Origin of the sequence: Micromonospora sp. NPDC048868 (assembly GCF_043198195.1) — a bacterium.
In the GTDB taxonomy this organism is placed as follows: domain Bacteria; phylum Actinomycetota; class Actinomycetes; order Mycobacteriales; family Micromonosporaceae; genus Micromonospora; species Micromonospora reichwaldensis.
The window spans coordinates 26,028-40,849 of record NZ_JBICUN010000027.1 but is presented as its reverse complement, the minus strand read 5'-3'; the positions used below and the strand labels follow the sequence as shown (position 1 = coordinate 40,849).

9 protein-coding genes are annotated in these 14,822 nt (G+C 73.2%); 3 read left to right on the top strand and 6 right to left on the bottom strand.

All coding sequences use genetic code 11. The features are described from left to right. Nucleotides 1-4 precede the first annotated feature (4 nt). The 5 genes from ACGFNF_RS28605 to ACGFNF_RS28585 are packed head-to-tail and all read right to left on the bottom strand — an operon-like array spanning nucleotide 5 to nucleotide 8,852. Entirely contained in the window at nucleotides 5-5,212 is a 5,208-nt protein-coding gene (locus ACGFNF_RS28605; RefSeq protein ID WP_393171907.1) for a type I polyketide synthase, read from the bottom strand. 30 nt (nucleotides 5,213-5,242) lie between these two features. After that, complete coding sequence (locus ACGFNF_RS28600; protein WP_357579754.1) at nucleotides 5,243-5,584, bottom strand: hypothetical protein; 342 nt, start codon at nucleotides 5,582-5,584, stop codon at nucleotides 5,243-5,245. Nucleotides 5,585-5,589: 5 nt separating this feature from the next. Further along, nucleotides 5,590-7,158 (bottom strand): fatty acid--CoA ligase, encoded by a 1,569-nt coding sequence (locus ACGFNF_RS28595; protein ID WP_357579755.1) that lies wholly within the window; start codon nucleotides 7,156-7,158, stop codon nucleotides 5,590-5,592. A 37-nt stretch (nucleotides 7,159-7,195) separates the two neighbouring features. Then, nucleotides 7,196-7,768, bottom strand: coding sequence for an FcoT family thioesterase (locus ACGFNF_RS28590; protein ID WP_357579756.1), 573 nt, complete (start codon nucleotides 7,766-7,768; stop codon nucleotides 7,196-7,198). Nucleotides 7,769-7,823: 55 nt separating this feature from the next. Beyond that, nucleotides 7,824-8,852 carry an AfsR/SARP family transcriptional regulator gene (locus tag ACGFNF_RS28585; protein ID WP_165947957.1) on the bottom strand — a complete coding sequence of 343 codons (1,029 nt, stop codon included), beginning with the start codon at nucleotides 8,850-8,852 and terminating at the stop codon, nucleotides 7,824-7,826. A 291-nt stretch (nucleotides 8,853-9,143) separates the two neighbouring features. On the opposite strand from ACGFNF_RS28585, the gene ACGFNF_RS28580 reads away from it, so the two are divergent. From ACGFNF_RS28580 to ACGFNF_RS28570, 3 genes are all read left to right on the top strand, one after another. After that, nucleotides 9,144-11,450: a TOMM precursor leader peptide-binding protein gene (locus ACGFNF_RS28580; protein ID WP_357579757.1), complete on the top strand. Its 2,307-nt coding sequence runs from the start codon at nucleotides 9,144-9,146 to the stop codon at nucleotides 11,448-11,450. A 44-nt stretch (nucleotides 11,451-11,494) separates the two neighbouring features. Continuing rightward, nucleotides 11,495-12,964: a SagB family peptide dehydrogenase gene (locus tag ACGFNF_RS28575; RefSeq protein ID WP_357579758.1), complete on the top strand. Its 1,470-nt coding sequence runs from the start codon at nucleotides 11,495-11,497 to the stop codon at nucleotides 12,962-12,964. A gap of 129 nt (nucleotides 12,965-13,093) precedes the next feature. Further along, complete coding sequence (locus ACGFNF_RS28570; protein WP_357579759.1) at nucleotides 13,094-13,699, top strand: response regulator transcription factor; 606 nt, start codon at nucleotides 13,094-13,096, stop codon at nucleotides 13,697-13,699. On the opposite strand, the gene ACGFNF_RS28565 is transcribed toward ACGFNF_RS28570, so the two are convergent. Beyond that, nucleotides 13,595-14,794, bottom strand: coding sequence for a histidine kinase (locus tag ACGFNF_RS28565; RefSeq protein ID WP_357579760.1), 1,200 nt, complete (start codon nucleotides 14,792-14,794; stop codon nucleotides 13,595-13,597). The two genes, ACGFNF_RS28570 and ACGFNF_RS28565, sit on opposite strands and share 105 nt — an antisense overlap. Between the last annotated feature and the right edge of the window lie 28 nt (nucleotides 14,795-14,822).

The following is a 14,822-nucleotide window of genomic DNA, read 5'->3' as shown; positions in this document are numbered from 1 at the left end:
GTGGTCAGCTCCCCGCTTCCGTCGTCGCTTCACCGAGGTCGGCGAGCGCCATGCTGATCAGTGCGTCGGCGTCCATGTCGTCGATGGATCCGCTGGGTGCGGCGTCCGGCTCGGCGGCGGCGACCCGGACGCCGCCCAGTTCGAGCAGGCTGTCCATCAGGCCGGCGTCCCGGAGCCGGCTGAGGGGGATGGCGAGCAGGATGCGGCGGACCTCGTCCTCCGGCAGCCCGCCGTCGCTGCCGGTGTCGGGGACGAGCCGCTCGTACAGCAGCTCCGCGACCGCGCGGGTGTTGGGCCGGTCGAAGGTCAGGGTGGCGGGCAGCCGCAGGCCGGTCGCGGCGTTGAGCTGGTTGCGCAGTTCCAGCGCGGCGAGCGAGTCGAAGCCCAGCTCGGTGAAGGCGCGGCCGGGGTCGACGGCGTCGGGGTCGCGGTGCCCGAGCACCGTCGCGACGTTCGTGCGGACCAGGTCCAGCAGCAGGTCCGCGCACTCCGGTCCGGACCGGCCGGCCAGGCGCGCGGCGAGGCCGTCGCCGGTGGACGCCGCCCGCCGGGTCCGGGGACGGACCAGGCCGCGGTAGAGCGGACCGTCGACCACACCGAGGTCGAGCCCGATGGGTACGAGGACCGGCGCGGCGCAGGTGAGCGCGGCGTCGAAGAGGCGCAGGCCCTCGTCGACCGGCAGGGCGCGTACGCCCGCCTGGGCCAGCCGCTGCCGCTCCGCGCCGGTCAGCTCGCCCGCCATCCCCCCGTCCCACATGCCCCACGCCAGGGACTGCCCGGTCAGGCCGGCCGCCCGGCGTCGCACGACAAGCGCGTCCAGGAACGCGTTCGCGGCGGAGTACGCCGCCTGGCCCACGTTGCCGAACACGCCCGCCGCCGACGAGAACACCACGAACGCCGACAGGGGCGTCCCGGCCGTCACCTCGTGCAGGTGCCACGCCGCGTCCACCTTCGGCGCCAGCACCCGGTCGAGGCGCTCCGGCGACAACGACGCCAGCAGACCGTCGTCCACCACGCCGGCGACGTGCACGACCGCCGACAGGTCGCAGCCGGCGACCAGCTTCGCCACTGCGTCCCGGTCGGCCACGTCGCAGGCCGCCCAGCGCACCGACGCGCCCGACGCGGTCAGCTCCGCCGCCAACTCCTCGGCGCCCGGGGCGCTCGCGCCACGGCGGGACACCAGCAGCAGGTCGCGCACCCCGTGCACCGCCACCACGTGCCGGGCCACCACCGCGCCCAACGCGCCGGACGCGCCGGAGACCAGCACCGTCCCGGCGCCGAGGTCCGTGGCGACCGGGTCGGCGGTGGCCGCCCGGGCCAGCCGGGCGGCGTACGGGACGCCGTCGCGGACCACGAGCTGCGGCTCGTCGTCGGCCAGCAGCACGTCGCCGTCGACCAGGACGACGCGGTCGGGGTGCTCGGCCTGGACCGAGCGGACGAACCCCCACACGGCGGCGCCCGCGAGGTCGGTGACGTCCTCGCCGGGCAGGGCCACCGCGCCGCGGGTACGCACGACGATGCGGGAGCCGGCGGGTTCGGCCAGCCACGACGTGAGCTCGTCGAGGACGCGGTGCAGCACGGCGCGGACGCCGGCCGGGGTGTCCGCCGGGGCGGGGGCGGACGGGAACGTGGTCGTGTCGAGCAGCCGTACGTCCCCGTCCTGCCCTGCGGCGGCCGGCACGGGGGTCCAGGTCAGCTCGTACAGCGAGTCGTGGTGGGTCGGGCGGGCGTCGAGCGCGCCGACCGGCCGGGTCTCCAGCCTGCCCACCGACACCACGGGGGCGCCCGTGCCGTCGGTCGCGGTGATCGCCCAGCCGGAATCGACGGGGGCGATGCGGACCCGCAGGGCGGTGGCGTTCGTGGCGTGCAGCACGACCTGCTGCCACGAGAACGGGAGCACGGTGTTGCCCGTGCCGGCGGGGTCGGCCAGCAGCGGGGCGTGCAGCGCCGCGTCCAGCAGGGCGGGGTGCAGCGCGAACCGCTCGTCCGCCTCGGGGAGGGTGACCTCGGCGAACAGTTCGTCGCCGCGTTCCCACACCGCCGTGACGCCACGGAACGCCCGCCCGTACTCGTAGCCGGAGTCGGCGAGCCGGTCGTAGGCGTCGGTCAGGTCGACCGGCCGGGCGTCGGCGGGGGGCCACTCGGTCACGGTGTCGGGCGCAGTGACCGCTTCTGCGGCGACGAGTCCGGTGGCGTGCGCCGTCCAGCTCCCGGTGTGCTCGCCGCGCGAGTGGATCTCGACGGTGCGGCGGCCCTCCTCGTCCGGCTCGCCGACGCGCAGCCGCAGTTGCACCGCGCCGTCGGTGGGCAGGACCAGCGGGGCGACCGTGGTCAACTCCTCCAGCACCGGGCAGCCGACCGCGTCCGCGGCGTGCACCGCGAGCTCGACGAGCGCCGCGCCGGGAACGAGCACGACGCCCGCGACGACGTGGTCGGCGAGCCACGGGTGGGTGCCGGTCGACAGCCGGCCGGTGTAGACGACGCCGTCGAAGTCGGGCAGCGCGACGGCCGCGCCGAGCAGGGGGTGCTCGGTGTCGGCGAGCCCGAGCCGGCTCGCCGCCCCGGTCGCGGCGGCGTTCTCCGCCCAGTACCGCTGGCGTTCGAAGGGGTAAGTCGGCAACTCCGTGGTCCGGGCGCCGGCGAAGAACGTGGGCCAGTCGACCGGGACGCCGCGGGTGTGGAGGGCGGCGACGGCCCTGGTGAGGGTGTGCGTCTCGGGTTGTCCTCGGCGGGTGGTGGCGATGGCGGTGGCGTCGCCGGTGGCGGCGGCCGTGGCGAGGACGGTGTCGGGGCCGATCTCGAGGAAGGTGTCGACGTCGTGGGTGGTGGTGAGGGTGGTGACGGCGTCGTGGAAGCGGACGGCCTGGCGGACCTGGTCGACCCAGTGGTCGGCGGTGGGTCGCAGTGGTCGGCCGTCGACGGTGGAGACGAGGGGGATGCGGGGTTCGTGGTGGGTGACGGACGCGGCGACGGCCCGGTAGTCGTCGAGCATGGGGTCCATCAGGTGGGAGTGGAAGGCGTGCGAGACGGTGAGGCGCTTCGTCCGGTGCCCCTGGGCGGCGAGTGCGTCGGCGGCGGCGCGGGTGGCGGTGTCGTCGCCGGAGATGACGAGGCTGGTGGCGGTGTTGACGGCGGCGATGCCGACGGTGCCGGTGAGGTGGGGGGTGACCTGTTCCTCGGTGGCCTCGACGGCGATCATGGCGCCGCCGGCGGGGAGGGCCTGCATGAGGCGGGCGCGGGCGGCGACGAGGGTGGCGGCGTCGGTGAGGTCGAGGACGCCGGCGACGTGGGCGGCGGCGAGTTCGCCGATGGAGTGTCCGGCGACGGCGTGGGGGTGGACGCCCCAGGATTCGAGGAGTCGGTGCAGGGCGACCTCGAAGGCGAACAGGGCGGGTTGGGTGTAGCCGGTCCGGTGCAGCTCGTCGGTGTCGATGACGTCGCGAAGCGGCCGGTCGAGGTGCTTGTCGAGGGCGGCGCAGGCTTCGTCGAAGGCGGTGGCGAAGACGGGGTACGCGGCGGCGAGTTCGGTGCCCATGCCCGGCCGCTGCGCCCCCTGCCCCGTGAACAGGAAGGCGAGCCGCCCGCCCGTGCCGGCGGCGGTCGGCTGCACGCCGGCCTCCAGCGCGCGTACCAGCTCCGCGAGGTCGCGGCCCACCACCGCGGCGCGGTGCTCGAACGCGGTGCGCCCGACGGCCAGCGTGAACCCGACGGCCAGGGCGAACCCGGCGTCCTGCGGGTCGCGGCCCGCCACCGCGCCGGCCAGGCGCGCGGCCTGTGCCCGTACCGCCTCCGGCGTCCGTCCGGAGAGGACCCAGGGGATCACCGGCGGCTCGGCCACGGCGACCGGCTCGGGGGCCTCGGCCGGCTCGGGCTCCTCCAGCACCACGTGCGCGTTGGTGCCGCTGATGCCGAACGACGACACGGCGGCACGACGCGGGCGGTCGCCGGCGGGCCACGCCACCGGCTCGGTCAGCAGCGACACCGCCCCCGCCGACCAGTCGACCTTCGGGGACGGCTCGTCGACGTGCAGGGTGCGCGGCAGCAGCCCGTGCCGCAGCGCGCCCACCATCTTGATCAGCCCGGCGACGCCGGCCGCGGCCTGGGTGTGACCGATGTTCGACTTGATCGACCCCAGCCACAGCGGCCGGTCCCGGTCCCGCCCGTAGGTGGCCAGGATCGCCTGCGCCTCGATCGGGTCGCCCAGGACGGTGCCCGTGCCGTGCGCCTCGACCACGTCGACCTGGCTCGCCGACAGCCGCGCGTTGGCCAGCGCGGCCCGGATCACCCGCTGCTGCGCCGGCCCGTTCGGGGCGGTCAGGCCGTTCGAGGCCCCGTCGGAGTTGACGGCCGTGCCCCGGACCACCGCCAGCACGCGGTGGCCGTTGCGCCGCGCGTCCGACAGCCGCTCCAGCACGAGCACGCCGACGCCCTCGGACCAGCCGGTCCCGTCGGCGGCGGCGGCGAAGGACTTGCAGCGGCCGTCCGGCGACAGCCCGCGCTGCCGGGAGAACTCGATGAACGTCTCCGGCGTCGCCATCACCGTCACGCCGCCGGCCAGCGCCAGCGTGCACTCGCCGTTGCGCAGCGCCTGCCCGGCGAGGTGCAGGGCGACCAGCGACGACGAGCAGGCGGTGTCGACGGTGACCGCCGGCCCCTCCAGCCCGAACGTGTACGCCACCCGGCCCGAGGCGATCGAGCCCGTGGAGCTGTTGCCCGTGTAGTCGTGGTACATCATCCCGGCGAAGACGCCGGTGGCACTGCCCCGCAGCCCCACCGGGTCGATGCCCGCGTTCTCCAACGCCTCCCACGAGGTCTCCAGCAGCAGCCGCTGCTGCGGGTCCGTGGTCAACGCCTCGCGCGGGCTGATCCCGAAGAACTCGGCGTCGAAGTCCGCGGCGTCGGGCAGGAAGCCACCCTCGCGGGTGTACGACCGGCCCGGCGTGCCCGGGGTCGGGTCGTACAGCTCCCCCACGTTCCAGCCCCGGTCCGTGGGGAAGCCGCCGATCCCGTCGCGTCCGGCGGCGACCAGGTCCCACAGGTCCTCCGGCGTACGCACGCCCCCCGGATACCGGCACGCCATGCCGACGATCGCGATGGGCTCGTGCGCGGCCTCCTCCGCGTCACGCAGCTTCCGCCGCGTCTCGCGCAGCTCCGCTGTCGTCCGCCTGAGGTAGTCGAGCAGCTTTTCCTCGTTGTCGGGCATCGACGTCACTCCAAGGGCGGACCGGTGGGGGATCGTGTGCTAGAGCGGGATGCGCCCGTGCGCACCGCGCCGCCGGGCGGGGCCGGCGGCGAGCGCGGACACGGGACGGGCCCGGGTGTCCTCCGGGCGGACGACCTCGGCGACCACGCCGGGGTCGGGTGCGCGGTCGGGGCCGCCCACGACCCGCGCGTGGTCTGCGACGCCCCGCGCCACGGGTTCGCGGCGTCCGGTCCCGCCGGGCGCCGCGATCGTCGTGCGGTGGATGGCGGCGACCTCGGCGAGGGCGTCGAGCGGCGTGGTGTCGAGCAGCGTGGTGCCGCGCCACCCTGCCGGCCGGGGCAGCCGGTGCAGCGGGGCGCGGCATTCGCGCTCGGCGGTCATCGCGATCAGCTCACCCTGCGCTCGTGACCCTGCCAGAATCGCTCGCGCAGCTCGCGGCGCAGGATCTTGCCGCTGGGGTTGCGCGGCACCCGGTCGATGAACTCGTAGTGCAGGGGCTGCTTGAAGGCGGCGAGCTTGCCGCGCAGGTGCAGGGCGAGGTCGCTCTCGGTGAGCTGCTGCCCCTCCACCGGCACCACGAACGCGTGCACGGCCTCGCCCCAGCGCTCGTCCGGCACGCCCACGACGGCCGACTCGGCGACCAGCGGGTGGCGCCCGATGACGTGCTCGACCTCCGCCGGGTAGACGTTCTCCCCCGCCACGATGATCATGTCCTTGATCCGGTCCCGGATGAACAGGTAGCCGTCCTCGTCCAGCACGCCCGCGTCGCCGGTGACCACCCAGCCGTCGACGAGCGTCTTCGCCGTGGCCTCGGGCAGGTTCCAGTACTCGACCATCGCCGCCGGCGTACGCAGCCAGACCTCGCCGATCTCGCCGGGCGGCAGCGGCTCGCCCCGGCTGTCGGCGATCTTGACCTCGAAACCCGGGTAGGGGCGCCCCGCCGCCTGCATCCGGCCGCTGTCCGGCGTGTGGTCGGCCGGGGGCAGGCAGATGGCCGTGTTGCCGGTCTCGGTCAGGCCGTAGATCTGGGCGAACTCGCAGCCGAAGCCCTCGACGCAGCGGGCCAGCAGCGCCGCCGAGATGGGCGCGCCGCCGTAGACCACCTTGCGCAGCGAGGTGAAGTCCTCCTTCGACACGCCGGGCTCCGCCAGCAGCAGCCGCAGCATCGCGGGCACCAGGCAGGCGGTGGTGACGCGCAGCGTCCTGATCAGCTCGACCGCGCCCGCCGTGGTGAACTCGCGCATCACCACGTTCGTCACGCCCGACACGAAGCCCTGCGTCGCCCACCACAGGCCGCCGATGTGGAAACCGGCCATGCCGACGAGGCTGACGTCGCCCTCGCGCCAGTCGATCCAGTCCAGCTCCGCCGAGGCGAGCGCCTGGCGTACCGCGAAGAAGCTGCGGTGCGCGAGGACGACGCCCTTCGGCAGGCCCGTCGTGCCGCTGGTGTACATCTGCACCAGCGGCGTGTCGGGGGTGACCCTGGCCAGCACGTTCGCGTCCGGTTGCGCCGACACCCAGGCGGTGAAGCCGGCCCCGGCGGCACCCGGCTCGTCGAGCGCGACCACCCCGGTCAGCGTCGGCAGTTCCGCCGCCAGCTTCTCGGCGACGGCGGCCGAGTCCGAGTCGACGAAGAGCAGGGCCGCGCCCGAGTCGCGCAGGATGTGCTCGACCTCGCCGGCGGCCAGCCGCCAGTTGATCGGCACCAGCACCACGCCCGTCTTCGCGGCGCCGAAGAGCAGCTCGTAGTAGTGCTCGGACTCCCTGCCCAGGTAGGCGATGCGGTCACCGGGGCGCAGGCCCGCCGCCTGGAGGGCGCGCGCGACCTGGTTGCTGACGCGGTGCAGGGTGGCGTAGTCGACGCGCCGGCCCTCGCAGACCATGGCGACGACGTCCGGCTGCTGGACGGCGTGCCTGCGCACCACGTCGACGAGGGTGCGCAACTGAACAGTCACCGGGGTCCTCCTCAGGGGACGTACGGGTGGGGGCGGCTCACGCCGCGTCGGCCTGGAAACGCATGCCGGGCGGGTTGACCAGCGCCATCCGTACCTCGCCGTCGGCGACGCCACCCTGGGTGTCCCAGAAGCGCCACGGCATGTCGATGATCTGCACCGGCTTGCTGCGGTTGCGCTCGCTGAACTCGGCGAAGGAGACCTCGCCGTGGAACGACGACGAGTCGATCGGCCGGCGGAACCTGCTGGTGAAGTTCGCGATGAGCATGTCCGGCAGCTGCTTGGCCCAGTAGTCCTCCATCGTCCACGCGGCCAGCGCGGGCACCGCCCGGTCCTGGACGCACTTGGCGATCAGGTAGTACATGAGCTGGTTGAAGCAGATGTTCACCTCGACCGAGTTGAGGTGACCGGTGTCGTCGATGTAGCACGGGTACGGGATGGCGAACTCGCCCTCCGCGCTCGCCAGCCCGTTGGCGACGGTGACCGTCGCGGACTTCAGGTACTGGGTCTTCGGCCTCGCGTACGGGCGCAGCACGTCCGAAAGCAGTCCCGGGTCGTTGGCAAATGTCGTACGCCCGATAGGCGCACTGTTCTTCACCGGCGATGTGGTCATTGCTATTCCTCCTTTGCGCACGAGTGCGAAATTGAAGGTAATCGCGGCCGGCCCATCAGCCGGTAACAGCGGAAGAACTCAGCCGACGCCCGTGGCGGACCCGGCCGACGAGCCGGTCCAGCAGCATGTCGGAGGTGAGCGACAGGTCCGCGAGCAGCGGGTCGGTCGACAGCAGCGCCAGGTGCAGCGCCTGGATCCGCTCCGAGGGCTCGATGCCGAGTTCGTTCATCATCCGCCGCCGGAACCGCAGGTAGACCTCCAGCGCCGCCGGCGTGCGCCCCGACCGGTGCAGCGCGAGCATCAGCATCGTGTGCGCCGACTCGTGCAGCGGGTGCTCCACGACCAGCGACGCGAGCTCGGAGGTCGCCTCCCGGTGCCGGCCCAGGCAGAGGTCGGCGTCGATCCTGGTGGTGTACGCGTAGAACCGCCGCTCCTCGAGCCGCGCGGCCTGGGCGCGCAGTTGCGGGCCCCACTGGCCCTGGTGCACGACGTTGCCGCGCCAGAGCGCCAGCGACCGGCGCAGGTGCGCGCCCGCCTGTTCGTAGTCGCCCGCGTGCATCGCCGCGGTGCCCGCCGTGACCAGCTCGTCGAACTCGACGATGTCGAGCTGCTTCGGGTCCGCCCGCAGCGTGTAGCCCCCGGAGCAGGTGAGCAGGACGTCGCGTGCGATGTCCTCGACGGAGCCGCCGAGCACGCCGCGGAAGAGCTTGCGCACCTTGAACATGTACGTCTGGAGGGTGGCGTGGGCGGTGCGGGGCGCCCCCGTGCTCCACAGCTCCCGGACGAGCACCGACGCGCCGACCGGCTGGTTCACGTTGAACAGCAACGCGGACAGGACCAGCCGCAGCTTCGGTGCGCTCGGTGCGATGTCGACCCCGTCGTGCCGGATGACGAGCGGGCCGAGCAGTTCGAACCGCAGCCCGGCGAGCGGGTTCCCCGCCGGGTGCCGGGGCGGCACGACCGGCGGCGGCTCGGGGCGCCGGACTTCCGTCGCGGGTTCGGCCGCCGACTCCAGCAACGCGGCGAGGAGCGTCAGTTTCTCCTCGTGCGACATCGATCCCAGTTCCGCAAACTTGGTAATCATTTCGCCGACCTCGCTATCAGTCGGATCCACCGCACTTTCCACCGCCGACGAGCGTGTCGGCGTACTGGTTCCGTGACGGGAGCGACGATTCCGACCAGGGGGAGTCAGGACAGGCTTCCACGCTATTCCAAGCGAAGGTCGAGCCGATAGTGACCGCGTCATGGACGGGCATGACCAAACGAGGGGGCAGCATGTGACCGCGGCACTTGTCCGCAGCCTGCGCTGCCGCGAGGCTGGCTGGAGGCACGCTGGAGTGTCGCTGGAGCGGCACTGGTCGAGCAGGGAGCAACCATGTCGGGTGGGGATGCACAGCTGCGCGTCGGGTTCAAGCGGCACCTGCGGGCCCATGTGGTACGCGGTGACGCGGTCTACCTGCTCTCCGAGCGCGGAGCGACCTCGGTCAGCGGGGCGCACGTCGAGGCCCTGGCCCCACTGCTCGACGGCACCCGCGACCTGACGGAACTCGTCCGGGACAGTCCGGCCGGGATGTCACCTGCCGAGATCGGCACGGTGGTCCGGCGGCTCGTCGACGCCGGCCTGGTGACGCTGCGGCCGGCGCGGGAGGCGGAGGCCGACGAGCCCGCGCTCGCGTACTGGGAGGCGGCGGGTCTGGACCCCACCGCCGCCGTACGGGCCACCGCCGCCGCCCGGGTCGACCTCGTCCGCGTCGGCGGCCGTGCGGAGGATGCCGTGGCGGCGACAGACGCGCTGCGCGCGGCCGGGTTGACGGTGACGCCGGTGTCCGGGAACTTTTCGGCCCCGCCCGCCGACTTATCGATTGTGCTCTGTGAGGACTACCTCGACGAGGGGTTGGCTGCCGTCGACGCCGCGCATCGCGCGGCCCGCCGGCCCTGGCTCCTCGCGAAGCCGGGCGGCGCACAGGTGTGGGTGGGGCCCGTGTTCGACCCCGTCGCCGCGACGGGGTGCTGGCACTGCCTGGGGCACCGGCTGCGCGGCCACCGCCAGGCCGAGACGCGCCTGCGCGCCGTCGTCGGCCCCGGCACGGAGATCGGCACCCCGCCGGTGTCGCTGCCCCCGCTCGGCGCCGCCGCCCTGCACCTGGTGGCGTTGGAGGCCGCGAAGTGGACGGCCGGGCTCCGGCACGACGGGCAGCGCGCGGTGTGGACGTTGGACAGCGTCACCCTGCGCGGCGCCCACCACGAGGTGCGCGCCCGGCCGCAGTGCCCCGAGTGCGGCGACCCCGGCATCGAGCGGGACCGGGCGTTCCGCCCCGTGCCGCTGCGCAGCCGGCCGAAGGCGTCCCGCAGCGGCGGCAGCCACCGCGCCCTGCCGCCGGAGCAGGTGCTGCGCGACTACGGGCACCTGGTGAGCCCGGTCAGCGGCGTGGTCAAGGAGATCACCCGCGACGGGCGGGGCCCGGCCTTCTTCAACTCGTTCCGCTCCGGCCCGAATCTCGCGATGACCACCCGCAGGAACGCCGAGCAGATGCGTTTCGCGCTGCGGGCCGAGAACGGCGGCAAGGGCGTGACCCCCGTGCACGCCGAGGTGAGCGCGCTGTGCGAGGCCATCGAGCGGCACAGCGCGTACTTCCACGGCGACGAGGCCCGGGTCACCGGCAGCTACGCCGAGCTGGCCGACACCGCCGTCCATCCCGACGACTGCCTGCTGTTCGACGAGCGGCAGTACGCCGACCGCGACCGCTGGAACGCCACCTGCTCGCCGTTCCAGTACGTGTGCGCGCCGTTCGACGACGCGGCCGTGACGAGCTGGACCCCGGTGTGGTCGCTCACCGAGCAGCGGCACCGCCTGCTGCCCACCTCGATGCTCTACTTCAACGTGCCGGAGCAGCACGGCGGCATGTCGCTGTGCGCGGACTCCAACGGCAACGCCGCCGGCAGCAGCCTGGAGGACGCGCTGCTCCAGGGCCTGCTGGAGGTCGTGGAGCGCGACGCGGTGGCCCTCTGGTGGTACAACCGCACCCAGGCCCCGGCGGTCGACCTGGACAGCTTCCGCGACCGCTGGATCGACGAGCTGCGGGAGGTCTACGCGGGCCTGCACCGCGAGGTGTGGGTGCTGGACGTGTCGTCGGACGTCGGGATCCCCACCATGGCCGCGCTGTCCCGGCGCACCGACAAGCGGTGCGAGGACATCATGTTCGGCTTCGGCACCCACCCCGACCCGCGGGCGGCGCTGGTCCGCGCGCTCACCGAGATGAACCAGTTGATGCCGACCGTGGCGGAGGTCGGCGGCGACGACGACGGCGGGTACGGCTGGTCCGATCCGGACGCCGTACGGTGGTGGCGCACCGCCACCTGGGCCGGGGACGCCTACCTGCGGCCCGATCCGGCGGTGCCGGCGCGCCGGCTCGCCGACTACCGCCACACCCCGACGGACGATCTGCTGGCCGACGTCCGCTCGGTGCAGCACAGGTTGGAGGCACTGGGACTCGACGTGCTCGTGCTCGACCAGACCCGCCCGGACGTCGGGCTCCCCGTCGTGAAGGCCATCGTGCCGGGGATGCGCGGCTTCTGGGCGAGGTTCGCGCCGGGCAGACTGTTCGACGTCCCGGTGCAGCTCGGCAGGCTCGACCGCCCCACGGAGTACGAGAACCTCAACCCGATACCACTTTTCGTGTAGAGCGGGGTGCACGTGGCCCCAGCCACGCCCGTCGAGGAGCCAGGTTGCCATCCGACGCCGACACGTCCCGCCCCGGACCGAGCCTGTCGCTGTGGTCCTTCCGGGACGACGTGACCATCGAGACGGCTGAGGACGGCAGTCTGACCATCCTCACCCGCTGGGGCGACGTCCCGGTGGGCCGCCCCGCGCCCGCCGTCGAGGAGGTCCTGCACCGCATGACCTACGGGCCGGTCGCGCTCGGCAACGTCGCCGGGCTGGACGGGCGCGCCCTCCGGTCGCTCCTCGACCGGCTGCCCGGCCGGATAGTCCGCTCGCTCGGCTCGCGGGACTCGCCGGTGCCGCTGCTGTCCGTCCAGCCGGTGTCCCCGCTGGGGGTGTTCGAGCTGCCGGAGGTCGCCGAGGACCAGCCGGTCAGGCTGTCCCGTTTCGCGTTCGCCCACCAGCGGGACGGCGAGCTGGTGCTCGAGTCCCCGCTGTCGCACCACCGGGTGGTGCTGCACCGGCCGCAGGTGTCGCTGGTGCTCGGCGCGCTCCCCCGCGCGACCACCGTCGTCGAGGTGGCGCGGCGGGTCGACCTGGCGCTCCCCGGGGTGGCCGACGTCGTCGCCTACCTGGTCGGCGCGGGCATGGTCGTCGTCGGTGCGGCCGGCACGTCGCGGTTCCCCGAGGACTCCGACCCCACGCTGGCGATGTGGTCGCCGTACGACCTGCTGTTCCACTCGCGCAGCAGGCTCGGCACGCACGACGACCCCGCCGGCGCGACGTTCCGTCACGTCGCGGCCCTGCCGCCCCCGGCCGCCGTCAAGCCGGCCCCCGCCGGGCCGCGGATCCCGATGTACCGGCCGCCTGTCTCGGTTCCGCACGGGATGACGCTCACCGAGGCCGTCGACCGGCGCCGGTCCACCCGCACGTTCGCCGAGGCGGCGCCGTCGACCCGCGAACTCGGGGAACTGCTGTTCCACGCGGCGCGGGTCCGGATGCAGACGGTGGCCACGGCTCCCGACAACGTGCGGTACACGGTGACGCGACGGCCGTATCCAAGCGCGGGTTCGCTGTACGAGCTGGAGTTGTACCTGACGGTGGACCGCTGCCCGGACCTGCGGCGCGGGATCTACCACTACAGCCCGGTCGAGCACGCGCTGACCCTCGTCAACGCCAGTCCGGCGGACATCGACGAGATGCTCGACAACGCCCGGGTGTCCGTCGGGGGCCGGCGGCCCCCGCCGGTGCTGATCACCATGACCGCGCGGGTGGGCAGGCTCTCCTGGGTGTACGACAGCATCTCCTACGCCACCACCCTGAAGCACGTCGGCATGCTCCAGCAGACGCTCTGCCTCGTCGCCACGATGCTCGGGCTCGCCACGTGCGCCCTGACCATGGGCGACGCCAGGGTCTCCGCATCGGCGTTCGGGCTCGACTGGCCGGCGGAGGTCGGAGTCGGCGAATTCGCCATCGGACTACCCGAAAACGACATGTCCTGTAACGACGAGTACCTGGGCGTGCACGGAATGTGAATGGTCCGATCGACCGTCGGCAAATGGCTCGGCGACACTTCGCGGGCGGGCACGAAAACAGCATTCAGGATGTGTGCGGGCGCGTGATAGAACGGGGTTAATTGCGCCGGCCCGACAGGGGATGCCAAGTTGATCAAGGTGTTGTTGGCCGAGGACATGCACATGGTCCGCGATGCGCTGGTCGCGTTGCTCAACCTGGAGCCGGACATCGAGGTCGTCGCCGCGGTCGCCTCGGGCACGGAGATCCTCCCCATGGCGCGGCGGTTCCGGCCCGACGTCGCCGTGATCGACATCGACCTGCCGGGCAAGGACGGGCTCTCCGCCATCGCCGACATCCAGGCCCACCTGCCGGAGATCCGCACCCTGGTCCTGACCGCGCTCGGCCGACCGGGCACCCTGCGCCGGGCGTTGTCCGCGAAGGCGACCGGCTTCCTGCTGAAGGACGCCCCCACCGAGCAGCTGGTCGACGCCATCCGCAGCGTCGCCGCCGGCCGCCGGGTCGTCGACAGCCAGCTCGCGATGTCCGCCTGGGACAGCGCCGAGTGCCCCCTCACGTCGCGCGAGACCGAAGTCCTCCGCCTCACGGCGGAGGGACTCCAGGCCGTCGACATCGCGGCGCAGATGTTCCTGTCAGTCGGCACCGTCCGCAACTACCTGACCACGATCGTCAACAAGCTCTCCGCGCGCAACCGCGTCGACGCCATCCGGGTCGCCCGGGAGGCCGGCTGGTTGTGACCGGGTCGCCCCGTGGCGCTCCAGCCGCAGGGGCACCCTGGCGCAGAGCCGGAACTGGTCCGGCTGCTGGTCGACCGTCAGCGAGCCGCCGATCTCCTCGGCGCGTACGCACAGGTTGCGCAGCCCGTTCCGACCGCTGCCCGGATCCCTGGGCGGCCCGACGGCCAGGTCGTCGTTCACGATCTCGATCCAGGCGTCGTCCTGCGTCTGCCGGATGGTGATGTCGCAGCGCTTGGCCTTGCTGTGCCGCAGGATGTTGGTCACCCCCTCCCGCAGCACCGTGGCGAGCACCGTGCTCACCTGGACCGGCAGGTCCAGGTGGTCGCTGTCCAGCCGCACCTGGATGTCCGCGGCGGACAGCACGGACACGGCGGACCGGCACTCCTCCTCCAGCGACAGTTCGCGGTAGCCACTGGCGACGGTCCGCGCGTCGGAGAGCGCGACCCGCGATATCTCCAGGATCTCCAGCAGCTGGTCGCTCGCCTCCTGCGGTGACTTCTCCATCAGCCGGTGCACCAGCTCGATCTTGAGCGAGATGGCGGACAGGCTGTAGCCGAGCAGGTCGTGCAGGTCGCGGGCGAACCGCAGTCGCTCCCGCAGCACCGCCATGCGGGCGATCTCCGCACGGCTCTCCTGCACCTCGACGACGAGGGCGGTCAGCCGGGACAACCCGTACACCACGAGCCCCGTCGTGACGGTGGAGATCGCGGTGTAGAGCATGTCGATCGGCGCGCGGGTGAAGATCCACTGGGCGACGGCCATCGAGGCGACGATGAGGACGAAGGTCACCCACGCCGTGACCGCCCGTAGCACGAGCAGCACGCTGCCCGCCAGGAAGCCCGGCATGCCGACCCACGCCTGCCCGAAGGTCAGGATCGGCAGGTAGACCAGCGCGGCCTGGGTGGCGAGGACGCCGTAGCCCAGCGGCGTGCGCAGGCGTCCGTTGTCCCGGCCGTACCACAGCAACTGCATCGCCATCAGGACGGCGATGCACGTGAACGACAGCGCGATGGCCACCGGACCGACCGGCAGGAACATGACGTGGATGAAGCCGATGAGACTGATGCTTGCGAAGACGGCGGTGACGACGCCCATCGCGAGACGGGGCGCCGGTAGCGGCGCG